This window comes from Sporosarcina koreensis, assembly GCF_000826145.2.
Classification (GTDB): domain Bacteria; phylum Bacillota; class Bacilli; order Bacillales_A; family Planococcaceae; genus Sporosarcina; species Sporosarcina trichiuri.
Genome location: NZ_LN651336.1, coordinates 289,509 through 312,211 on the forward strand (window position 1 = coordinate 289,509; position 22,703 = coordinate 312,211).

A 22,703-nucleotide genomic window follows, 5' to 3' on the forward strand; every position below is an offset into this window, starting at 1 on the left:
AGGCATGGCAGCAATCGCTGTCATGCCTCTTTCGATTCACTTCACTTTCCGTACAACGAGCACCCACCAGATCAGGACGAACTGGAGGGGCAGACGCAGCCAGAGGGCGGCCGGAGGCAAGTCGAACTTCTCCGGCACGAGGGCCATATAGATGTTGACCGGGAATACGAGTACCAGAAACACAGCAATCCATATCCCTGCCGGCCGGCGTGACCGCTTCCACAGCAGCGCGAGCGCGAGGAGAATTTCCACGATGCCTGACGCATAGACGATGGCCGGCCGGAACGGCACCCATTCGGGTATCGCCTGGATGAAGAACGAATCGAGCAGGAAATGCCCGATCCCGGCACCCGCGAAAAGCAGGCAGAATAGGTACAGCAAAATTCGTTTCATAAGGGCCTCCCAGTCTCCATCCGATATCTTCCTTTGCCTTTAGTATACCACGCTGACAAATTCGGAAACCGAGTGGGAGCCGCACGAGATCGGCTGGCTTCGCAACGCACAAGTATGAACAGCTCCGAAGCTGCGTGCTGCCTATGCACGATCCTTCCGACAAGCTTTCGGGTCTCCACAAGGGCATATCGGACATTTGGTGTGAAGTATCGGACAGTTTCTGTGAAGTATCGGACAGTTGCTCAGACATATCGGACAAAATGTGTGAAGTATCGGACACTTCGCCGAATTTATCGGCATCCAGTCACAATTTAAGGGCGAATCTGCACAGAGAATGCCTTATCGCCCTGGGAATTGGCAGGATCCTGTCGACACAACCAGGCGCTTGATCGTATACCGGTCATCCGTCATCGAGGTGCTGCGCCGGCAACAGAAAAGGGTATCCGGAATAAGCCGGATACCCCTTCTTAATACGCGATTCTGTTCTCAATAGAGCAGATACTGTTTCCGCACTTTCTTGAACTGCTTCAGCTCTTTCTCCCACCGTTTCTGCATCTCTTCGACCGTCATCCCCTGCTCGATCCCTTCGCGGACCCAGCCGTTGCCGATCAGTTTGTCGAAGAACGGGGTGAGCTGGACTTGCTCCGGATACAGATCCTTCAGCGTCTTCACGATATGAAGGCCCGTGACGACCGGATCATACTTGTCGTAATCGGTGATATGGACCTGGATGCCGTGCGACAGTTTGCCGCTGTGCTTCGAGAACGTCGGTGTGAACGACGCCGCGCGGAATTGGACGCCCGGCAGGTTCAGCTGATTCAGCTGATGGACGAGCTGCGGGCTGCTGACGAACGGCGCGCCGATCAGCTCGAACGGTTTCGTCGTGCCGCGTCCTTCCGATACGTTCGTCCCTTCGATCAAGGCAGCACCCGGATAGGCGAACGCCGTATCGAGTGTTGGCATGTTTGGCGACGGCAGGACGAACGGTAATCCTGTCTTGCTGAAATCGTCTTCCCGGTCCCATCCTTTCATCTTGACGACCTTCAGATCCGCGCTGATGCCGAATTCCTTGTTGAACAACTGCGCAAGCTCCCCGACCGTCATGCCGTGACGCAGTGGAATCGGGTACTGGCCGACGAACGAGGCGAATTCCGGATCGAGCACCGGCCCTTCGACCTTCTCCCCGCCGAGCGGATTCGGACGGTCGAGGACGATGAACGGAATCGCTTTTTCCTTCGCTGCCTCCATCGACAGTGCCATCGTGTAGATATACGTATAGAAACGGGTGCCGACGTCCTGGATATCGAACACAAGCGCATCGATGCCGTCCAGCATCTCAGGCGTCGGTTTCCGCGTCTTGCCATACAGGCTGTAGACCGGGAGTCCGGTCACTTCATCGATGTAATACTCGACGTAGGCGCCCGCCTGCGCATCGCCGCGCACGCCATGCTCCGGACCGTACAACGCTTTCAGCTCGATGTCCGGATCATTGTTCAGCAGATCGACGACACTGTTCAGGCTGCTGTCCACGCCGGTCGGATTGGTGATCAATCCGACCCGCTTGCCTTTCAGCAGCTTCTTCTCTTTTTTCAGCAGCACTTCCGCACCGACCGTCACCGTCTGCCCGCCTTTGCCATGCCCTTTGTGCTTCTTGCTGCCGTTCCAGTACTGGTTATCCGCCAGTGCGGCTGTGCACGTCGTCATGATCAGCAGTGCTGTCAGCACCATCATCATCCACTTTTTCATCGTACCGCTCCCTTCAGTTGTCATACGTCAGTCCATGGCCGAACGGATACAGCGTCCCGCCCGACGGATCCGGAATCGTCACCGGCAGTTTGCCCTGTGGTGAGATCTCACCGAATATGGCGGATGCGGCCGCGTCAAAGCTCGCCGAACGGAAACTGTACTGCGCGAGATACGCGTCGACTTCCGGATACGCCATGATGTCATACGGGTTCCGCACGCCGACCGCGATGACCGGCACGTCCGTCTTGGCCATCAATCCATTCACCATCTGCATCTGCGGATGGGATGGCGCACGGCCCGCCACCGTTGAAGTTGTCGTGCCTGCGATGATGGCGGACACGTCCGCAAGCTGTGCATATTGCTCATCCGTCAGCGGTTCCCCTGTCTTGATGAGCACCGTGTTGGTATGGCGCTTCTTCACAGAGGTGTATAGATCATCGATATACGAACTGCCGACAACCGCGATCTTGTCCGTCGCTTCAGGCACAAGCGGCAAGACCGACTCATTCTTTACAAGCGTCACGGATTTCTCCGCCACCTCCCGCTCGACCTGCTTATGCGCATCGGAACCGACTGTCTTTTCAGCGTTGGCGATCACTGATTCGATCGGTGCCGGCAATTCTTCCTTCACGATACCGCGTTTCAGTTTGAGTGACAGAATCCGCTCCACGGACTGCTCGATGCGCTGCTCCGAAATGTCACCGGAACGTACAGCGCCCAACAGACCGTCCGCAACACTTTCCAATCCGACTGGCATGAGGACGAGATCCGTACCTGCCTGTACTGCACGGATGACTGCATCGACCGGTCCGAAGTGTTCGACGATGGCTCCCATATTGAGGGCATCCGTCGTGATCAGTCCTTCATATCCCATCTCCTCGCGCATCAGTTCCGTCAGTACTTTGTGCGAAAGTGTCGCCGGCAGGGTGATCTCCGTGCCGTCCTTCTTCGAGATCACCGTCGTGCCGTCTATCTTCGGGAACGTCACGTGCGCTGTCATGATCGCATCGACTCCCGCATCCATCGCCTGCTGGAATGGATACAGCTCGACCTGTTTCAGCCGTTCCTTGTCATACGGTACTTCTGGAAGTCCGAGGTGGGAGTCGACTGCCGTATCCCCGTGGCCCGGGAAGTGCTTCGCCGTCCCGGATGTCCCGGTTCCCTGAAGGCCGTTCGTGTAAGCAACCCCGAGCTTGGCCGTAAGTTCCGGATCCTCGCTGAACGAACGGACGCCGATGACCGGATTGTCCGGGTTATTGTTGATATCGAACGATGGGGCGAAGTTCATGTTGATGCCGAGTGCATGCAGTTCCTCACCGATCGCCTGACCGACCTGGTGTGCAAGCTCTTCACTGCGCGCTGCACCGAGTGCCATGTTGCCCGGCATATCCGTCCCGGACTGGAGACGCGTCACGATGCCGCCTTCCTGGTCGATCGACATGAGGAGGCCGTATTTTTCGGAAGCCTTCTGATAATCCGCGACCAGTCTTGCGGTCTGCTCCGTCGTTACGACATTCTCGCGGAAGAGGATCACACCGCCAAGATGATGTTTCTTGACAAGTGCTTCGATTTCCGGCGTCAGTTCGGTGACATTCTTGCCGTTCATTGTCCGGAAATCAGGCATGAGCATCTGCCCGACTTTCTCTTCCAGCGTCATGCCGCGGATTGCGTTCGGCACGAGGTCATACTGCTTGCCGTGCATCTTCTTCACTTCGTACGACAGCGAGAATTTCCCGTGTTGCTTGCCTGAGTTTTTCACCGGCTTTGCGATGACGAGGACCCGGTCCGTCAGCCGCCCGTCCCGCACCAGAATCGTCGAAGCGCCGGGTTTTCCGGTCATCTTGACAACGCCGTCACGGCTGACAGAAGCGACGCGGCGGTTCGTCGATGTCCATTGCAGGCGGGCCGCCGGTTTCACGAAATGCCCGTCTTTGTATACATGCAGCGGTGTCAGCTGCAGCGTGCCGTCTTCGAACTGATCAGTCGACTGCGGCACGTTCTGCAGCAGGACAAGATCATGCCCCTGTGAATGGTGCGGTTTTGCCTGGACTGCAGTGCCGCTCATCGCTGCAGTCAGCACCAGGATTCCCGCCAGCAGCGGGACGAACAGATAGTTGCGCAGTTTCTTCATCGCCATCTCTCCCTTTTAATGATTTCGTCGTTCCCATTCGGACGATTGCTTCGCAGGCTTCACCGTCCTGCCGTCCAGTTTGAAGTCCCCGACATACCAGCCGCGGCCATTGACCAGTGTATCGGTCGTATACCGGAAGCGGACGAACTGTGTGCCTGGAGGCAATGAAACCGACATCTGACGCCATTTCGAGTTCGTCCCTGTGAGCCGGATGCCCGCTCCCTGCCAGTCAGTCCCGTTCACGGACGTTTCGACGATACCGAAATCGGAGTCCTGTTCAAGCTCGTACCACGTGCCGAACGTCAATTTTCGTGCGTTCTTCCAGGTCTCCAGCACCAGCGTGCGGTCCTGCTTATCACCGTATCCTGCGAACCAGGCATCCGTCCGTCTCGGAATCGGTGCAGGGATTGCATCCGCAGCGTGACGGACGAACTGACGGCGGACACCGTTCAGCGAGATGGTCTTGCGGGTCGGGTGCACCCGATTCGTCAGCAGCACCGCAACCGTTTTGTTGGTCGGACTGATCACGAGGCTCGTACCCGTGAATCCGGTATGGCCGGCGGTCGACGGACTTGCGAGCGCATCCATATACCATCCTTGGTTCAGTTCCCAGCCAAGACCATGATCATTCCCTTTGGATTCAGGAATTTGATTCTGCCCAAGAAGTTTTACAGTGGACGGCTTCAGAATCCGTTTGCCGCCGTAACGACCTTCATTCAAAATCATATGGCCGAAAATACCCAAGTCCTTCGCTGTCGAGAAAACGCCGGCATGTCCTGCCACCCCGCCGAGTGACCAGGCGTTTTCATCATGCACCTCTCCCCAGACGAGGCCGCGCCCGATTTCCGGCTGGTATTCCGTCGCAGCAATCCGCTGTTTCAGTGATGCCGGCGGATTGTACATCGTGTCCTTCATGCCGAGCGGTCCGGTGATCTGCTCCTTCACAAACTGATCGAGACGTTTGCCTGACAGTTTTTCGATGACCGCGCCGAGCGTGATCATGTTCAGGTCACTGTACGTATACCGGGTTCCGGGCTCCGCTTCCAGACCTTGCGCGAATACGAGCTGCAGCCTGTCCTCCCGATTGTTCCCCTTCGAGTGAAGCGGAATCCACGCCGTGAACCCGGACGTATGGGTCATCAGCTGCCGGATCGTCACCGCCTCCTTGCCGTTCGCCGCAAATTCCGGGATGTAGCGCGCAACCGGCGCATCGAGTTCGAGCCTGCCGCTTTCGTACAGCTTCATGGCGGCGACCGTCGTGAAGATCTTGCTGATCGACGCCACGTCGAAGATTGTGTCCGTCCGCATGGCGACCGGCTTGTCCATCTCTGTGAACTGATTATCCGTGTAGCGTGCAGCATCCCCGTAGGCCTGCTGCTTCACGATATGGCCGCTGCGCGCGACCAGTACGACAGCACCCGGAATCGTCTTCTCCGCAATCGCCTGTTCCATGACCCCATCGATCGCCCGCAGCGGTTCCTGCCGCATTCCTGCGCCCTTCGCGGAACCCGGATGCAAAACAGGCGCCCCGTGCCCTGGATTGTTCCACGCCTTGTGCGGAACCGAACCTCCATACGCTTCTGTCGTACCCGCCATCACCAGCCCACCGGCAAGTGCACCGGCCAGCAGCGCCGCCAGCAGTTTCCTCCTCGGTTTCCCCATCAGTCCATCCCCTCTCATCGTAGTGTAAGCCCTTTCACTATAATCAATAACCGATGTAGCCGCCATACGACCGAAGGGCAAATGTTTCCAGTGAACATGGGAGATAAGAACAAAACATTGCTAGTATAATTGTCTGATAAATGAAATAAATAATCCGTGTTATTCCGATTAATTATGAAACAAAACGACAAAAAACACCCTCCGTCGAAGACGGAAAGTGTTTGATTTGATACTTGCAGACTAGACCATCTCAGCAACTGAATGCCCAGTAGTCTGGAAACGTACTGGGCAGAGATAGACACAGGGCAGAAGGAAATCCAATTCCTATTCAGGGTCATTTCCCGATAACACCAATCACAAATCCTTCATATAGGTTTTCCCGATCCGTTCCCCATCTGAGATGCAGCGAAGACAGGATTTCCACGTGGTCAGCCGGGAACTCACCAGATCTTGAACCGGTACTGACCATTTCATTCTCCACCTCATCCGGGGCAGGATCATAGTCAGCACCCGAGCTGATGACGCTTTGGATCTTTCCGGCCGATGGATCGATATCCACAACCATCTGCAGACGGACAGTCCCCTCTTTCGTCGGAACCTCCCTCACCACTTGCCGCTCAGGTCCGGAACCGAGGGATTCTCCATATGTATACAGAACGTCTTCGGTGTCTTTATCCGTGACATCGACAAACACATGGGAATCCGTCGTCCGCTTCGTCAGGAGGACATCCTTTTTCTCATAAGGAATTTCCACATACAGCTGATTCAGCGCCAGCTGGTGTCCCGTCAGCCCCGGCGGATCAGTATACTCGGATGTACCGTACTGTTCCGCAGGATCTTCCTCATCTGGACGGTCGATCACCAGCACCGCCAAAAATATGACTACTGCCAGAAGGACAGCAATCCAATATTCCTTCTTCATTCCACATCCTCCCCTCACTGCCGAAAAAACCCTACTTGCGCGCTTCACGCTTCGCCCAGACAATGGACAGCAGACAACTCACTACGAACGCGACAATCGCGCCAAAGACACTTTGCGAAATGGAACGATTGGCTATATAAATGCCGACGAACGTTCCGATCGTGATTCCAAGCGGCAGTGTCCACTTCATAGCAGCACCTCCCCTTTCAGTTCCCACGGCTGTCATCCTGATCATCTCGTGTACACTGTTCCGCCGTAACACTGCGTTTGTTTTTCCGATTCCAGACTGTGAACAACAGCCAGCCCCAGGCAACCAGATAAGCGACACCGAGCCCTTTGGTCGCCCAATGGCTGAAGCCAAGCGTGAACACGCACACCACATACGCCAACCATGCCACAGCACCGGCTGCCAGCAACCCTGGATATTTCTTTTCCACACGGCACCTGCTTTCGCGGTTTCTCAGAGACATTCCGATACAGAGACTCTCCACACAGCCTACCATTCGTTGAATTGTTTGTCAGCAGCAGATCTTGTTTGCTTTGATTCAGCAGACATCGCGCTTACCCAAACAGCCGCGGCCGGTTCAGAAAGAGATCCGTTTTTTGAGCAAATAAAAAAGACCCTGCATAATGCAGGGCCCTTTCCATGATGGTAATCAGTTCTTTTCAACGTTAGCAGCTTGCAGGCCGCGCTGTCCTTGCTCCACATCGAATGTGACGCTTTGACCTTCGTCTAAAGATTTGAAACCTTCACCTTGGATAGCTGAGAAATGTACGAATACGTCTTCTCCGCCTTCACGCTCGATGAAACCGAATCCTTTGTCTGCGTTGAACCACTTAACTGTACCTTGTTCCATAATGGTTTGCCTCCTGGTGCGGATCTCCGCACAATTTGTTACTATGCTTGCTCAAATACTTTAGACGAAAAACAAAACTTTTTGTCGTACTGATAAAGAACAAAGATAATACTCTCTAACCATAACAGGTATGTGCTGGAATAGCAAACAATATCGTCAAATTAAATAAATCTCCGCCGCAATCCATCCGTCGCGTCGGCGGCCGACGTCTCACTGCTGGGCGTGCTGAACCGAATAGCATCCCGGCTTCCCGGTGAATACAGTATGGGAGATGAATGATAAGGAGAGAAGCGGATTGCAAATCCACACCGTAAAACAAGGCGATTCCTTATGGGCCATTGCCCAGAGAACCGGAGTCACAGTAAATCAGATCGTCGCAGCCAATGGGCTCGCGAACCCGAATGCGCTCGTTGTCGGTCAAGCTCTGGTCATTCCCACGGCATCCCGCGCCACGGCGGCGAAACCGGTTATCGACGTCAATGCATATACCATCAATGCCGGTGAAACCGGCGCGCAGGAGATCCAGGAAGTCGGCCGGTATCTGACGTATTGGATGCCGTTCGTCTACAGGGTGAAAGAAGACGGCACGTTATCAACGCTCGATGACACGGAAATGCTGAGATCCGCCGCAGCCGAACGGATTGTGCCGGTGCTGGCGATCACCAACTTCAGTTCCACTGAGTCCGGAACGGCCCTCGCACATACCATCTTATCGAGCAAGGAACTCCAGGAGAAAACCATCGCCAGCATCCTCACGGTCATGAAAGCGAAAGGCTACCGGGGGCTCAACATCGATTTCGAGAACGTCCGCCCGTCGGACCGTGAATTCTATAACCAATTCCTGCAGCTGGCCGTCGACCGCCTGCATCCTGAAGGGTACTTCGTCTCCTCCGCGCTGGCCCCGAAAACAAGCAGTGACCAGAAAGGACTGCTCTATGAAGCGCATGACTACGAAGCACACGGCAGGATCGTGGATTTCGTCGTGCTGATGACGTATGAATGGGGCTACCGGAAAGGACCCGCCCAAGCCATCTCCCCGCTCAATGAAATCAAGAAAGTGCTCGATTACGCGGTCACCGTCATCCCGCGCGACAAGATCCTGATGGGCTTCCAGATCTACGCACGCGACTGGCAGCTGCCGTTCGTCCGGGGCCAGGAGGCGGAGACCTTCAGCCAGCAGGAAGCGGTCCGCCGCGCCATCCAGCATCAGGTCGCGATCCAATATGACCCCGTCGCGCAATCCCCGTTCTTCCGGTACACCGATTCAGCCGGACACCGGCACGAAGTGTGGTTCGAAGATGCCCGAAGCGCCCAGGCGAAATTCGACCTGGTGAAACAGTACAACCTGAGAGGTATCAGTTATTGGGTATTGGGCTATCCATACCCGCAGAACTGGCTGCTGCTGGAGGATAACTTTACAATCCGGAAGCGTCTGTAAGATTTAAAAAACCGGAACTCCATTGAATTCAGCATTCAGAGGAGTTCCGGCTTTTTGGATAAGTTCATATCTCAGCAACAGAGGTAAACAGAGTCGTATGCCGTAACTTTATTCAAAATGGTAAATCATCATCTTCTATGTCTGGAATTCCAGCACCATCAGCAAAGAGATTTTCCGTTTCTGCTTGTACCCATGTTATCCCGTAAGGCGCTCCGCCTGACGTGTATCCTGCTGTATAGAACAGTCCGCTGCCTTGACAGTCTTCCATGTACTGATCGCTCTTCCAGTCGTTCCTCTTGTGTCGTTTAGCCCTCTATAGCTCTCCCTCTACAGAACACTCAAATACAAATCGAGTGAGTCTTCCACTTCCCGTGCCACCAAGGCAATGAAATCATCATAATTCCCTGTAGTATGGGCTTTATCAAGCGCCTCGTAATAAGCCAGCCGATTGCTGACTTTGATGACCACCGCTGGAAATCCTTCTTTCATGATCTCCAGGTTCAGCAACAGTCTGGACGTGCGTCCGTTCCCATCAATGAACGGGTGGATCCCGACAAATAGGGCATGCAGCATAGCTCCGCGCTCAACAGGATGGAGGTGGGTCCCTTCCGTTTCATACCACCTCAACAGCTGCTCCATTTCCTCTTGGATCAGAAAATGGGCAGGCGGTCGATGGTTCGCCCCTGAGATGAAAACCTGTTCTTTCCGATAGACACCGGCATGTTCCTCATGAATCCCTTTCAGAACGAGCCGATGCAGGTTTTTGATCTGCCATTCGGAAAGCGGTTCTTCGTTTCGGACAATTTCCTCGACATATTGGATTGCATCCCGATGGTTGATAACTTCCAGATGCTCCCGTAACGTCTTGCCTCCCACCGTAATTCCTTCCAGCACCACTTTTGTCTCGTTGATGGTCAGCGTATTCCCTTCAATGGCATTGGAATTATATGTCCACTCTAGGAACAATTTCTCTTTCAAGCTTTTTAATGTGTAGGCAGGCAGTGGCCTGGCAGCATCCAACCGGGCTTTCTTTTCATCGATGATTTCAAACAATCCCGCCGCCCCCTGTCTCCCGATTTTGCGTTAGCTTTAGTATATCGCAGTACATGGAAATATGTAAAAAACGCACCTGCGCAGGATACAATCGTGTTTATTCAATCATTCACGTTTGTTTGGTGCACAGATGCGCTATTCGTTGTCCTAGAGCCGCGTCTAAACGTCACTTCAATCACAAAGTCCCCGTCCTCCATCCCTGCCGCCGCACGGCCGCCCTGTTTCTCCGCGAGCTGGCGGACGATGTGCAGGCCGAGGCCGAGCTGGCCGCCGCTGCGGCTCGGGTCCATGCGGTAGGTGCGGTCGAAGATACGGTCGAGCTCCGCTGCATCGAAGGTGTCGGTGTCATTGGCTGCACGCAGGCGGATGGTCTCCGCGTCCTCGATCAGGTCGATCGCGATATAGCTTTTGCTGTAGGCGAGCGCATTCTGGATGATGTTTGCAACGATGCGGCCCGCCGCTTTCCGGTCAGCGAGCGCCGGAACCGCCGTCAGCCCGCCCATGCGAACTTCGAATCCTTTTTCTTCGAACGTATTGTGCAGTGTCAGCATCGCATCGATGATGAGCTGATCGAGGGCCACTTCCTCGAGGACAAGCTCATGGTCCAGCGAGTCGAGCTGCGACAATTCGAAGAACAGATCGACCGTGCCGATGAGATGGTCGATCTTCTTCTGGACGACAGCCAAATACTCTGCTTTCTCCTCTGCGGGCATCGAAGCGGACGCCAGCAGATCCGAAAACCCTTTGAGGGAAGTGAGCGGCGTCCGCAAGTCATGCGAGATATTGGTGATCTCCCGCTTCAGATCGAGCTCCGCTTTCCGGCTCTGCTGCTGCTTCTGTTTGGTGTCCTCGATAAGCCGATTGACCGCCTCGACAAAGCGGGACAGCGGCCGGCTGTGCGTAGTCGTGCGCACCCGTTCGTTGGTCATATCCGTCCCGATAATCCCGTCGAGCTGCCGGGTCATCTTCCGCATATCTGCATGCACGATCAGCAGCCAGCCGCATGCCAGCAGCAGAAGAACCGCAAGTAGTAACGCAACCAGCCAGCCGCCCATACGCCTTCCCCTCCCTCAGTCGATCGTCTGTTTCGTAAATTTCGTGATGCCGATTCCGATGGCCACAGCCGACAGGATTGCGCCTGTCATCCAGCAGGCCGCGCTGAACTGCAACGACTGATCCATAAAGTCCATCAGATTCCGGCCAAGCAGCGTATCGGGCGCATAGTCATAGAGTGTCCGGAAGATATCCAGCTTCTGAGCACCGATGCGCATCAAATAGCCGGAGAACATATAGACCCCAAACAGGACGATGAACACATAGACATCCCCGATTCTGATCATCTTGAGTGAATGGATGAACAGGAACGCACTGAATACGATCGGCGCCATGTTGCCGAGTGCCGTCAGGAAGTTCCCTGCCGACCCGCTGTCTGTGACAAGCATCGTTTCACCGAGTGCCAGCATGAGTGCGACTCCTACGATACTGATCAGCACAAAATAGACGAGTGTCAGCAGCAGTTTGCTCCAATAGATCGTACTGCGCGGGATTCCGAACGACACTGCGTTCTTCAGGACATCTGTATCCCGGCCAGTCAGACTGGCGTTGAACAAGAAAATGACGATTAACACCAAGACGGTACTGCCCAGGACATTCGAATAGTAGAAACTTGCTGTCCCATAGGGGAACGTCGGATCCGTCTGCTTGAAGTAGGCCAAGACAACCGCCGCTGCGGCAATTAATGCAAGACAGACGAAACTCGTGATGTACAGCGATTTCTTGCGAATCATCCGGTAGCCTTCACTCTTCACATAGTTCATCATGCCGGCTCACCTCCGACCAGTCCGAGGAAGTACTCCTCGAGATTGCGGGCATCGACACGGAACTCCGTGACGGCCACCCCGTTCGTCAGCAGCAGCCGATTGATGTCCGCGCTGCGGTCAATATGGTTGTGAATGGTCAGCATCCCGTCCGGCAGAACCCGGTAGTCAATATCCGGATATGCCTGTTCGAGCAGGCGGGCTGCCGTTGCCGAATTATCCACCGACACAACGAGCTGTTTACGGCTCTTCGCCTGCAGCGTCTCCTTGCTGACGTCCTCGACGATCGCGCCGTCTTTCAGGAAGACGAACCGCGTCGCAAGCAAGTGCAGCTCCGCCAGAATGTGACTGGAGATGAAGATCGTGATCTGCAGCTCCTCGTTCAGCCGCAGCAGGAGATTCCGGATTTCCCGGATCCCTTCCGCATCGAGCCCGTTGATCGGTTCGTCGAGCACGAGACAGTCGGGATGGCTGAGCAGACAGAGTGCGAGGCCGAGTCGCTGCTTCATCCCCATCGAGTAGGCCTTGAATTTCTTGCGTTTCTCCTGGGCGAGTCCGACAATCGCGAGCACTTCCTGCACACGTTTCTTCTCCACGACACCGCGCTGCAGCCGATAATACTCCAAATTCTGTGCTCCTGTGAAATCTGGGAAGAAAGCCGGCGTCTCAACTAAGAATCCCATTCGGCTGCGGGCATCCCCCGCCCCGCTCCCCGTCTTGCCGAACAGCCGGATCTCACCGGCTGTCGGTACAAGCTGCCCCGACAGCATCTTGAAGATCGTCGACTTCCCGGCACCGTTCCGTCCGATCAGCGCACAGATCTCCCCCTGCCGCAGCGTGAAATCGAGCGGCTCGATCACCTGTGTGTTATTGAATGTCTTCGTCAATTGATGGGTCTGGATGACCGTCTCCATCTGCGTTCACTCCTTCGCTTGCCTTGTGATACTTCCAGTCTAGCAAAGGGTGTTTTAAAAACCTTTAAGCAAAACGTAAAGATATCGTAAGGACTGGATCAGGGATGAAATCATCGGCTGTGCAGCACCTGATAGGACACCAAGTACGACAGCAGCCCTGCAACCGGGATGGCCGCTGTGGAAAACATCGGATACCAGACATAGTCCAGATAATACGTTGGGATGATCATATACGAGCCGATCACGAAGAACGACACGACGAGAACGGTGACAAACGCAATCCGGACCGCTTTTCCTGTATTCGCCACCGCCCGTTCGTCGCGGACATCGTATTCCGGCAGAATGTATTCCTTCGTATGCGCATGACGGTTCCTCGCCGTCATCACCACCTGCACGATATTGAGCACCACAAGCAAACCCGTCACGGCGATGAACACCCAGCCCGGCCAATCAATGATCGTCGTCGTGAACCCATTTGTATACCCGCGCGCCATCAAGTCGAACTGCTGCTCGACCCGCACGAAATCGAATACCATGAATGCCAGGGACAAGTACAGCAGCACACGCAGCACTACCGTTATCATCATATTCATTCCTTTTCCTCCCCTTCCTTCCTGAAAATCTCCTCGATCGGCACCCCGAACACTTCCGCAATATTCATCGCCAGCAGCAGCGACGGCGTGTAACTGCCTTTCTCCAGCGACACGATCGTCTGCCGGGTGACGCCGACCCGCTCCGCCAATTTCCCCTGCGTGAGATCATACCGTGCCCTGAACTCCTTCACCCGATTCACCAGCATCGCCAGCACCTCCTATTATTTAGATAGTATAGTCAACTTTACTTTTTGTCAATTCAACTTGACAAAACGAAAAAAGTGCCGTGAATCCTCACCCCGGTAGGTTACCCACCAGGTGAGAGATTCACGGCACTCAACAGCCGAACCCTATCATGGTTCCGTCACGTCAATGACAGCTGTATGGATTTGAGTAAAATACGTCTCCAGCCGCTGTTCCAGCTTCGCCTCGAGCGCATGGTACGCACCATCCGCCTGCTCCGCAACCTCGTAAAACTCTTCTTCTGCTCTGTCATTCCCCTCTAGGGAGATGAACAGCCGCCACAATTCCGGTCCGTATGTCTTTTCGATCACGGCATACTCCTCCGCCCCTATTATTGCAAGAGCGTCCGCGAGCTGCTGTACATAGCTGCCGATCCCCATCTCCGAGATCTCATCACCGAACCACGTCAGCAATCCTTCATGGCCGCCGCTCTCCATCTCCGAATAATAATGATACAGCAGGAAGGCTTCGCGCATCACTGGGTCATCTTCCGGCAGGTCTGCCTCGCTCAGGACGGAAACGACCGCATTCCAAATACTCTCGTTGTCCAACAGCTCGTTCCGATTCATCGTCGGCTTCATCAATTATCCTCCCACTTTCCGCATGCCGGATCATCAGGTGCCGGCAGCTCTATCATAGATTCTTCCATATTTCAGATTCATCCTATCAATGCCGAACCGCCCACGATACATACAGATCACGCAAATGTATCTCAAATTATAAACGTGTGCAAATACGCAGCTGGTTGCCATCAGGATCGGTGAGGGTCATCATCCGAAGTCCTTCGAGATCTTCATTCGGAGGCACCGTGATGCAAAGTTCCTTCGCGTTTTTCAAATCGCTGTACCAACGGTCAACGTTGGGAACAAAGAAGTGGATCAGCCCGCCCACCTGGCAGTCTCCAGCATGTTGGGTCAAGTAGAGAGTCATGTCGTCCTTCGTCAGTTGAAGGAATGCCGGGAAATGCGGTTCAAAGCGATGCTCCCAGTCCACTGCAAACCCCAAGGTGTCCACGTAAAATGCCATACTGCGATCATAATCGGTGATGCGGAAAGCAGGAATCACTGTTTGCATACAGTCCCCTCCTTGAATTGGATAAATTCAAAAATCTTCTATGCATTGTTTGGTCTAAGGTTCTTGAAAACCCGTCCGTCACAGCAGCTGCGCCTGGAACAGCGTCAGCGGATACACACGCTGGTGCAGCAGATTATCGACGATCTGCTGCATGACCTGCGAATCCCGGTGAGGCTGCTGCAGAAAGACCGATAAGTCACCTAGCGAAATCCATTCCCCGGCAAGCAGTCCATCTTACAGGCGTACAGAACCTCCGACCATCTCCCCCACAAAGTGGAAGAGGATCCCCTGATCGCCTGAATCGCTGACGAAATTATATACACCCGTGCTGCTACGCAGCTTCACATCCAAGCCAGTCTCCTCTTTCGCTTCTCTGCAGGCGGCTGTAAGGATGTCTTCGTTATATTCGATACGGCCGCTCGGAAAGTTCCATTTACCGTGTGCAGCCGGCTTTCCTTCCTGGACAAGGAACACCTTGCCTTCTCGAATGATGGAGACACTTGTGACCAGTACACTGTGCTTTTCCGCCATTTTCCCACTTCCCCTTCCTTTGTGCCCCGTGCCAGCAACGATCCATCGGATTGTCGCAGATGCCCCGTTCGGCAGCCATCCCGATGGACATCCGGCAGCCCGTTACAAGTGCAGCTTCATCCCCTCGTGGCTTGCTTCGAATCCCAATCTTTCGTAAAACCGATGGGCATCGGACCGGTGCTTATCTGTCGTAAGCTGCACCAGACTGCAACGTCCCGCTCGCGCTATGGAGATGGCCTCCTGGAACAGCTGTTCACCGATCCTTTGACTCCGATACTGACGATCCACCCGGACCCCTTCGATCTGCGCCCGTTTCATCCCCCGCCGGGCCAACCCAGGAATGAGAGTCAGTTGGAGGCACCCGACAACCTTTTGGCCGTCGACCGCAACAATCATTTGATTTCCAGTCTGAGAATCCATTGCTTCAAAGGCTTCAAGATATTCGGCGGGCAGCGGATCTTCGTATCGCTCACGCTGTGCTCCTAATTCGTCATCGGCCAGCAGCCGTACAATGGCCGGCACATCCGCTCTTGTCGCCTGTCGGATTTCCATCTGCAGTACCTCCATTTCTATCAGTTTCTCACTTCTTCAACTCACATACAGCAGACAAGCATACGGGGGCATTCATCATCCGACCGGAAGCCACCGTCAGTCCAACAGCCACGGCACATTCAGTTGGATCTCAAATTGAACAGCCGGCTGCGGAAAATTGTCCGGGACCAAGTCCAGCTCGTCGCTGAAATCCATCTCCACCCGATCCGGACACACGAACCGAACATCGTGTTCACCGCCCACAGCTGGATAAGGACCTGGTCCAGCTAAGATCTCCCCGACCAGATGATAGAACGCAACATAGAGATGCGTGCCATCGGCATTCACGCCAACCTCGGAGACCTCCCCTTCTTTCCGGGGGTCAATCCCGAGAACGTCAAACAGATCCTGGATTTCCTGTGGGAAGTGATCACAAGCCAACCTGTAATTCGCACAATACGAACAGCCGCAATCCTCCGTGATGAACTGGTGCGTATCATAATAGTTTTTTGTGCTCGTACGATCGATTGTCACTACATAGCGTCCTGTTGTAAGTCTGATCACAATCCCCTCCTGCATCCGACCGTTTACTATCGGCCGCCTGTTCCCTAAATTCTGCGGGCAGGTGGCCGTCACATTTCATCCGGCGAGGAAATGCCCAATAGCTTGAGCGCGTCCTTCAGAACGATTCGCACACACGAAACGAACGCCAGCCGGTCCTGCCTCCCCGGACTTTGTTCCAGCACTCTGGTTGTAGCGTAGTACTTATTGAATTCCCGTGACAGCTTCAGACTGAACTTCGCAATCAGGGACGGGTCCGCTTGGTCGAAGGCTTTCTGGATCATGAGCGGATACTCGCCAAGCAGCTTAACAACAGGCCATGCCGATTCCCCTAAACCATCGAAACTTGGCGTGCCCTCTTCATCCCCTCCTTTTGTCAGCAGCGAAGAGATCCGGGCAATCGTATACTGGACATAGGGACCGGTTTCCCCCTCGAAGTTCATCATTTGCTCTATTGAGAAATCGATATCATGTAAGCGGTAGGTTTTCAAGTCGTTGAACAGGACAGCTCCGACGCCCACTTGGACGGCTACCTTGTCTTTCTGCAGAAGGGCCGGGTTTTTTTCTTCGATATTCCGCTTGGCTGTTCCAATCGCCTCGTCCAGCACATCTGCCAGCAATACGATTTTCCCCTTGCGCGTGGACATCTTCTGGCCGTCCTGCAGGATCATCCCGAATGGCACATGCGTCAAATTCTTTGACCACCCAAAACCCATTTTACCAAGCACCGTGAAAAGTTGTTTGAAGTGCAGAGATTGCTCATTACCCACTACATACAGCACTTTTTCGGGAATGTATGTTTGTTGACGATAGATGGCGGCCGCGAGATCGCGGGTCGCGTACAGCGTGGCCCCGTCCTTTTTCGTAATCAGACAGGGCGGCAGGTCTTCAAGTTCCACGACATGCGCGCCGTCGGATCGGGTCAACAGCGATTTCTCCTTCAGCTCCTGGACGACCGTTTCCATCTTGTCGTTATAGAACGCTTCCCCTGCATACGAGTCGAATCGGATTCCCAGCAGCTCATAAATCGCTTCGAATTCCTTCAGCGACTCTTCCCGGAACCACTCCCACAGTGCGTAAGCCTCCGGATCGCCGTCTTCCAGCGACTTGAAAGCCACACGCGCCTCCTCATTCAACGAGTCGTCCGTTTCGGCAGCTTCGTGGAACTTCACGTAGATGTTCAGTAATTCCCGGATCGGGGACTCTGCAATAGCTGCCTGGTCTCCCCAGCGTCTGTACGCCACAATCAATTTACCGAACTGTGTGCCCCAATCCCCTAGATGATTGATCCGGATCGGCGTAAACCCGTTCTTTTCCGCGATGTTCGCCAGTGCGTTTCCAATTACCGTGGACCGCAGATGACCCATGGAAAAGGGCTTCGCAATATTAGGGGATGAATAATCAATGAGCACGTTCCCCCGCATCGCTCCATGCGAGCCGTACTGTTCCTTGGCAGCCAGTATTTCCTGCAGAACCTGGTCCATCACGATCTGGCGGTCTAAGGAAATGTTCACATACGGACCGACTGCGGTAACATTTAGTATCAGATCGTGGTGTAGCCGGCCTGCTAAGTCGGCGGCAATCAGATGCGGAGCTTTCCTTTGTTCCTTCTCAAGGCGGTAGCAAGGGAATGCGATGTCCCCCAATTTCGGATCTTTCGGTTTTTCCAACAGCTGTTCAAACTGAGAACGCGAGACTATGTGATCCAGCGCTTCGGCAAGCAGCTCTGCAATCATTCGGTTTTTATCCATTTTTTCCCTCCATATAAAAAAGCCCCGTCTCCAATAAGAGACGAGAACATAGATTCCCGTGGTACCACTCCAGTTGCCACAATACGTGACCGCTTTCCATTGGTAACGGGGTGTCGCCCCGATCTTCTCTACTGTAGTTCAAGAAACATCTCAGAAGTGCGTTTCGTTTACGTACCGTGTATTAGGCTCCCACTCTCCCTAACTCGCTTGCCACGGACCCGTAAATTACTCTCTTCGTCATCGATTTTAAATTATTGTAATTTATCCAACAATACACATCTTGCGGACGGCTGTCAAGGTTGTCGTGGGTACAATGGAAATTCAAGACAGTCCGTACCGGCCGAATTCGCAAGCCGCAGCCGCCTGCTGAAGAAGAATTCATTTCACGAACCGCACCAATGTTTTTTCCGGCATGCGAATCCGGTCCATATCAAAGTTGTTGAGCGGTAATGTGACTTCCCCTTCCCGCTTATCGCATTCTTCTCCTACCCAACAAGTGTAGTGCTCAAAGAACTCTCCCGTCTCAAGATATTGGTCCATGAGTTCACAAAGTCTGGACAGCTTCATTTTTGAGTCATCCAAGATAGCGGTGTCCGTATGCTCGGATATCTCAATGCCCCAATCACTTGACACTTCATAGACATACGGCGTAGAGAATTGACATTCCTTCACATTCCGGAGTTCAGCAGGACTCGAAAAGCAGGGCCCGATGATAAGGAGATCCTCCGAACCGTCGCCGCTGAGCGGTATTTCTTTCATACATCCAATATAGCCCGCTAAACTCATGGGCACATCCCTCCCTCCTAAAATTTGTTTGCCAAGCCCTGATATGTACCTTTCCCCATTATGATTGCCTCCACTTCTGGCATCATGTAGGTTCAGTCATTCCTGCGATGCACGAACTGCTTGATGGACTGGGAAAGTACTAAATAGAGTGCGACTGCAATCGCCACTCCGGCCGCGGTTATACTGACTGTCATCATATAGCCGCCGATCGCCGTGTGAAAGACATTGGTCAATAGAAGAGTCGCAGCCACAAATACGATCCCTGCTATCCAGATGGTTTTTCTGCTCATCGTAACACCTCCGTAATTCATGCGTACGCCTGCCCACTGTACAGGTTCGCCATGATAGCGGATTACAGTAACATACTCTTCAAGATCGAAAGGTTCTTGTCAAAAAACATTGCGTTCTTCTCAATGCCGCGTCGTGCACACCAGCCAATACTATTGAACGCATCGGTAAATTGATAAAACGGCAGAACCGCCTCTAAGTCCATTAAGGGTCTCACACTGGTATAGCCTTCTTGATAGGACTGATACAAGCTGGTATCGAAGCTCAGAAAATCGCGATACAGTTTTGTGAAATCGATTTCTGTGGCGCCGAACCGGACACTTTCGAAATCGATCACGCCGGATACCCGGTCTCCGTCCACGATGATGTTGGCTGGCCGGAAATCCATATGGAGGAAGCACGGGCCGTCGGGTGGCGGCAGCTCTCGTTTCATGCGTTCAAACGTTTCCATCGACTGGTTGTATAGCGTTCCGTCCAAGAGCTCTTTCACGTCTTCCGCGAAACTGGTAAATTGGCGTTCCACAAAGTCGGGCCACCCCGGGTATTCATTGTCGATCCCGGCCAGTTCCATATCAGCTGGCGGCCGGACCTCGTGCATGGCGGCATGCAGCACCCCGACTTGGAACGCGACGGCGGGGCTGTCCGTATTGGCCAGCGGCCGCCCCTTCAGTTCAGATAGAATGAACGCGCCCGGACACTCTTCATCGCCCGGCCAAAAATCCAACATGTCCGGGATGGACACCTGGTCTTTCAGCACTTTGTAGGCGGCCAGCTCCCGGTCATATTTCACTTTTGTATACGGGATCTTCAAATAGACCTGTTCCCCTGTACGCAGTCTGCACTTGTACACAGTGGAACTGTGGGAATCGTCGACTTCGTCAAAGGACAGGACATCCAATTTCAATTGCTGCAGGACACGAGTCAGCATCCAACTCCTCCTTTCTTTGCGAGGCTCGCATCCAATTATACGAGCATGAACCCGATGCCCCAGATCGTCTTGAAATACTCCTCGTCCGTCACCGCGGCGATTTTCTTCCGCATGTTGGACATATGGACGCTGATCGTGTTGTCGTCGCCGTAATACGGACCTGTCCAGAGGCTTTCGTAGATCTCCTTTTTCGAGAACGCCTTTTCCGGATGGCGCAGCAGCAGGGTCAGGATGTCGAACTCGGCGTTCGTCAGCTGAAGGGGCTCTCCAGAGAGTGTGACGGTCAGTTTGTCCGTGTCGACAGCGAGATCCCGCCACGCAAGTTCCGCGGACGGCGGCTCTGCTCCAGCGGATTTCCGCAGCTGGACCGCCACCCGTGCGGCGACTTCCTCCTGATGGAACGGCTTCGTCATATAATCATCCGCTCCCATCTGCAGCACCGCCACCTTATCGGCAACCCCCGCCTTTGCGGAGATGACGAGGATCGGCACCGCGCTGTCCCGCCGGATTTCGCGGATCAGCTCCTCTCCGCTCATCCCCGGCAGCATAAGATCGAGCAGCACAAGATCGAACAAGTCCGTCCGCAGCCGCAGCAGTCCCTCCGTCCCCGAATACGCCGCCGTAATCGCCCGGCTTTCCTCTGCCAGCATCACTTGCAGCAGCCGGCTGATATCCGGATCGTCCTCGATGATCAGTATCCGTTTCGTATCGTCCATGTCGCGTCACCTGTCTTTTGGAATGTATTGGTTTGAGTATACAGCAATGGGTGGGAAGAGTGGGAGAATTCGGGGAATGAAAAATAACCACCCTCTGCTGTCCTGGTAAGCAGATGGGGTGGTTGAACCTGACTATTTCTATAGGGACACTTTCTTATGGCAATGACGCGCTATCCACTGGACAACTTCCTGAAACGCCGGTCGGGTCTCACTGTCGACCACCAGAATGACAAATCGATAAATCTCCTCGTCCTCAACGCTCAATTGGCAGCCATTGATGTCCAAAAAGGTGAAGGCCGCCAAGAAGGAGGTTCTCTTGTTCCCATCCTTAAAACAATGGCCACTCGCCAGTTCGTACAGATAACAGGCGGCTTTCTCTTCTAAGGAAGGGTACCTTTCATGACCGAAGACATTCGTTTTAGGCAATGCCAATTTTGCATCCAGCTTATTCATGTCCACACCTGGCAGGCCTTCATAATCTTGAAGGGCCAGATCATGAAGCATGATGACATCCTCGACATCGAAATAATCCACCGCCATCAGTTCTTACTAAGCTTTTCCAAAGCTTTCCCGTTTGCCTTCACAGCTTTTTCGTAGCTGGCCTTGATCATTTCTTTTCGTTTTGCGGATTCGGTTTGTTTCTTATCTGTAGCTTGCATAGTTGAATCCTCCTTTTCGTTCTTCATTTGATCGCCCTCCGTACATACATTGATTGTTTGGTGCATAGGTGCGTTCTTCAAAAGCCAGGACCCCCGTTCTACGGTGCAATCGGTAGGATACTGGCTTTAATTTTTGTATTTTTAAGGTGAACTTTTCTAATCTAGTTAAGCTTTTTATAAGCCGACTTGAGTAACAGCATACAATGCTACATCATTACTAAAGCCTTCAAAAACCAACTGCTCAATCAATCCGCTACGCGAGAATGCAGTATAGTCCAAGTAGTTCTGAGCCATTAGCACAGCCTGCTCTTTCCAATCTACACGAATAGAATTGACAGCATACTTGGCATCCGCCTCACTAAAACCTTCAAATACCAATTGTTCGATTAAACCACTAGGTGAGAATGCAGTATAATCAAGGTAACTCATCGCCATTTTTACTGCTTGTTGTTGGGAAACCGTTTCTGCATCCCTTTGCTTCTGTTCTGCTTCCACGGCTGCTTGGGCTTTTGCTTCTTGCGCCTTTTTTTCAGCGTCAGCCTTTGCTGTCGCCTCTCGTTCTTTCTTCTCCGCTTCTGCTTTAGCTTTAGCTTCTTGTTATTTCTTAGCTGCCTCTTCCTTAGCTTTGGCTTCTTGTTCTTTCTTAGCTATTTCTTCCTCAGCTTTGGCTTCTTGTTCTTTTCTAGCAGCCTCTTCCTCAGCTTCGGCCTCTTGTTCTTTCCTAGCGGCCTCTTCTTCTTGTTTCGCTTCCTCTTCTAACTTAGCAGCATTTTTTCGTCGTCATCTTGCTGAGCACTTTTTTCTATTGCACTTTGTTCACTTACCTCTGCAACGTCGTTCTCAGGGGGCAAGGTAACACCAAAGAGAATAAAGAATGCAATGACAGCTAGCCCGAAGTATAGTGCGGCTGATTTTCTAGATCTCTTATCCATCGGCATCCACCGCAACAAAAGAACTGGGCGAATCAAGCCAACAATTAAGGCTAAGAAAGATAATAAAAACAAAAGAAAAAATAAGTTATTCATCTGTCTCCTTCATTCTCGCTATTTCATTCATATACGAGTAGAATTCCACAAGACACCAATAAGTTACATTTATATTTTAATCTC

General features: G+C 53.3%; 29 protein-coding genes and 1 other annotated feature. Of the genes, 1 reads left to right on the forward strand and 28 read right to left on the reverse strand.

What is annotated here, in order from left to right; genetic code table 11:
• Nucleotides 1-36: 36 nt before the first annotated feature.
• The 8 genes from BN1190_RS05205 to BN1190_RS05235 all read right to left on the reverse strand — a co-directional run bounded on the left by BN1190_RS05205 (nt 37) and on the right by BN1190_RS05235 (nt 7,711).
• Nucleotides 37-393 (reverse strand): DoxX family protein, encoded by a 357-nt coding sequence (locus tag BN1190_RS05205; protein WP_040285922.1) that lies wholly within the window; start codon nt 391-393, stop codon nt 37-39.
• Between the two features lie 486 nt (nt 394-879).
• Entirely contained in the window at nt 880-2,139 is a 1,260-nt protein-coding gene (locus BN1190_RS05210) for an exo-beta-N-acetylmuramidase NamZ family protein (protein WP_040285923.1), read from the reverse strand.
• A 13-nt stretch (nt 2,140-2,152) separates the two neighbouring features.
• A complete protein-coding gene (locus BN1190_RS05215; protein ID WP_052461701.1) occupies nt 2,153-4,270 on the reverse strand; it encodes a glycoside hydrolase family 3 protein in 2,118 nt (705 codons plus the stop codon).
• 15 nt (nt 4,271-4,285) lie between these two features.
• Nucleotides 4,286-5,866, reverse strand: coding sequence for a serine hydrolase (locus BN1190_RS05220; RefSeq protein ID WP_244898681.1), 1,581 nt, complete (start codon nt 5,864-5,866; stop codon nt 4,286-4,288).
• Between the two features lie 400 nt (nt 5,867-6,266).
• Complete coding sequence (locus BN1190_RS05225; protein WP_040285924.1) at nt 6,267-6,854, reverse strand: hypothetical protein; 588 nt, start codon at nt 6,852-6,854, stop codon at nt 6,267-6,269.
• 31 nt (nt 6,855-6,885) lie between these two features.
• Complete coding sequence (locus tag BN1190_RS15005; RefSeq protein WP_179860752.1) at nt 6,886-7,044, reverse strand: hypothetical protein; 159 nt, start codon at nt 7,042-7,044, stop codon at nt 6,886-6,888.
• A gap of 16 nt (nt 7,045-7,060) precedes the next feature.
• Nucleotides 7,061-7,291, reverse strand: a complete 231-nt coding sequence (locus BN1190_RS05230; protein ID WP_040285925.1) for a hypothetical protein — start codon at nt 7,289-7,291, stop codon at nt 7,061-7,063.
• A gap of 219 nt (nt 7,292-7,510) precedes the next feature.
• Nucleotides 7,511-7,711 (reverse strand): cold-shock protein, encoded by a 201-nt coding sequence (locus tag BN1190_RS05235; RefSeq protein ID WP_040285926.1) that lies wholly within the window; start codon nt 7,709-7,711, stop codon nt 7,511-7,513.
• Between the two features lie 295 nt (nt 7,712-8,006).
• Between BN1190_RS05235 and BN1190_RS05240 the strand changes: the two genes are divergently transcribed.
• On the forward strand, nt 8,007-9,149 hold the full coding sequence (locus tag BN1190_RS05240) for a glycosyl hydrolase family 18 protein (RefSeq protein WP_040285927.1): 1,143 nt from the start codon (nt 8,007-8,009) through the stop codon (nt 9,147-9,149).
• 327 nt (nt 9,150-9,476) lie between these two features.
• On the opposite strand, the gene BN1190_RS05245 is transcribed toward BN1190_RS05240, so the two are convergent.
• From BN1190_RS05245 to BN1190_RS05340, 20 genes are all read right to left on the reverse strand, one after another.
• Nucleotides 9,477-10,202: a Fic family protein gene (locus BN1190_RS05245; RefSeq protein WP_040285928.1), complete on the reverse strand. Its 726-nt coding sequence runs from the start codon at nt 10,200-10,202 to the stop codon at nt 9,477-9,479.
• Nucleotides 10,203-10,303: 101 nt separating this feature from the next.
• Nucleotides 10,304-11,257: a sensor histidine kinase gene (locus tag BN1190_RS05250; RefSeq protein ID WP_052461702.1), complete on the reverse strand. Its 954-nt coding sequence runs from the start codon at nt 11,255-11,257 to the stop codon at nt 10,304-10,306.
• A 15-nt stretch (nt 11,258-11,272) separates the two neighbouring features.
• Nucleotides 11,273-12,022 carry a hypothetical protein gene (locus tag BN1190_RS05255; protein WP_040285929.1) on the reverse strand — a complete coding sequence of 250 codons (750 nt, stop codon included), beginning with the start codon at nt 12,020-12,022 and terminating at the stop codon, nt 11,273-11,275.
• Entirely contained in the window at nt 12,019-12,933 is a 915-nt protein-coding gene (locus BN1190_RS05260) for an ATP-binding cassette domain-containing protein (RefSeq protein WP_040285930.1), read from the reverse strand. The genes BN1190_RS05255 and BN1190_RS05260 overlap by 4 nt, the downstream gene beginning before the upstream one ends.
• Before the next feature lie 110 nt (nt 12,934-13,043).
• Nucleotides 13,044-13,526 (reverse strand): hypothetical protein, encoded by a 483-nt coding sequence (locus BN1190_RS05265; RefSeq protein ID WP_040285931.1) that lies wholly within the window; start codon nt 13,524-13,526, stop codon nt 13,044-13,046.
• Nucleotides 13,523-13,732, reverse strand: coding sequence for a helix-turn-helix transcriptional regulator (locus tag BN1190_RS05270; protein WP_040285932.1), 210 nt, complete (start codon nt 13,730-13,732; stop codon nt 13,523-13,525). Before BN1190_RS05270 ends, BN1190_RS05265 begins: the two co-directional genes overlap by 4 nt.
• 147 nt (nt 13,733-13,879) lie before the next feature.
• Nucleotides 13,880-14,350: a DMP19 family protein gene (locus BN1190_RS05275; protein ID WP_040285933.1), complete on the reverse strand. Its 471-nt coding sequence runs from the start codon at nt 14,348-14,350 to the stop codon at nt 13,880-13,882.
• 136 nt (nt 14,351-14,486) lie between these two features.
• The gene (locus BN1190_RS05280) at nt 14,487-14,843 is read right to left on the reverse strand and encodes a glyoxalase superfamily protein (RefSeq protein WP_040285934.1); all 357 of its coding nucleotides are present in this window, start codon (nt 14,841-14,843) and stop codon (nt 14,487-14,489) included.
• A 234-nt stretch (nt 14,844-15,077) separates the two neighbouring features.
• The gene (locus BN1190_RS05285; RefSeq protein WP_082023275.1) at nt 15,078-15,374 is read right to left on the reverse strand and encodes an NUDIX domain-containing protein; all 297 of its coding nucleotides are present in this window, start codon (nt 15,372-15,374) and stop codon (nt 15,078-15,080) included.
• A gap of 102 nt (nt 15,375-15,476) precedes the next feature.
• Entirely contained in the window at nt 15,477-15,926 is a 450-nt protein-coding gene (locus BN1190_RS05290; RefSeq protein ID WP_040285935.1) for a GNAT family N-acetyltransferase, read from the reverse strand.
• A gap of 96 nt (nt 15,927-16,022) precedes the next feature.
• Complete coding sequence (locus BN1190_RS05295; protein ID WP_052461704.1) at nt 16,023-16,469, reverse strand: hypothetical protein; 447 nt, start codon at nt 16,467-16,469, stop codon at nt 16,023-16,025.
• A gap of 68 nt (nt 16,470-16,537) precedes the next feature.
• Nucleotides 16,538-18,217 carry an arginine--tRNA ligase gene (argS, locus tag BN1190_RS05300; RefSeq protein WP_040285936.1) on the reverse strand — a complete coding sequence of 560 codons (1,680 nt, stop codon included), beginning with the start codon at nt 18,215-18,217 and terminating at the stop codon, nt 16,538-16,540.
• 33 nt (nt 18,218-18,250) lie between these two features.
• Nucleotides 18,251-18,467 (reverse strand) — a binding site (T-box leader).
• Nucleotides 18,468-18,595: 128 nt separating this feature from the next.
• On the reverse strand, nt 18,596-19,003 hold the full coding sequence (locus tag BN1190_RS05305) for a hypothetical protein (protein ID WP_040286036.1): 408 nt from the start codon (nt 19,001-19,003) through the stop codon (nt 18,596-18,598).
• A gap of 92 nt (nt 19,004-19,095) precedes the next feature.
• A complete protein-coding gene (locus BN1190_RS05310) occupies nt 19,096-19,293 on the reverse strand; it encodes a hypothetical protein (protein WP_040285937.1) in 198 nt (65 codons plus the stop codon).
• A 62-nt stretch (nt 19,294-19,355) separates the two neighbouring features.
• Nucleotides 19,356-20,219 (reverse strand): phosphotransferase family protein, encoded by an 864-nt coding sequence (locus BN1190_RS05315; protein ID WP_040285938.1) that lies wholly within the window; start codon nt 20,217-20,219, stop codon nt 19,356-19,358.
• 35 nt (nt 20,220-20,254) lie between these two features.
• The gene (locus BN1190_RS05320) at nt 20,255-20,935 is read right to left on the reverse strand and encodes a response regulator transcription factor (protein ID WP_040285939.1); all 681 of its coding nucleotides are present in this window, start codon (nt 20,933-20,935) and stop codon (nt 20,255-20,257) included.
• Between the two features lie 138 nt (nt 20,936-21,073).
• Nucleotides 21,074-21,469 (reverse strand): type II toxin-antitoxin system death-on-curing family toxin, encoded by a 396-nt coding sequence (locus BN1190_RS05325; protein WP_179860753.1) that lies wholly within the window; start codon nt 21,467-21,469, stop codon nt 21,074-21,076.
• A gap of 5 nt (nt 21,470-21,474) precedes the next feature.
• Nucleotides 21,475-21,621 carry a hypothetical protein gene (locus tag BN1190_RS15010; protein ID WP_179860754.1) on the reverse strand — a complete coding sequence of 49 codons (147 nt, stop codon included), beginning with the start codon at nt 21,619-21,621 and terminating at the stop codon, nt 21,475-21,477.
• A 147-nt stretch (nt 21,622-21,768) separates the two neighbouring features.
• Nucleotides 21,769-22,089, reverse strand: coding sequence for an Ltp family lipoprotein (locus tag BN1190_RS05330; protein WP_052461706.1), 321 nt, complete (start codon nt 22,087-22,089; stop codon nt 21,769-21,771).
• Between the two features lie 260 nt (nt 22,090-22,349).
• Nucleotides 22,350-22,619 carry a hypothetical protein gene (locus BN1190_RS05340; protein WP_040285940.1) on the reverse strand — a complete coding sequence of 90 codons (270 nt, stop codon included), beginning with the start codon at nt 22,617-22,619 and terminating at the stop codon, nt 22,350-22,352.
• Nucleotides 22,620-22,703 lie beyond the last annotated feature (84 nt).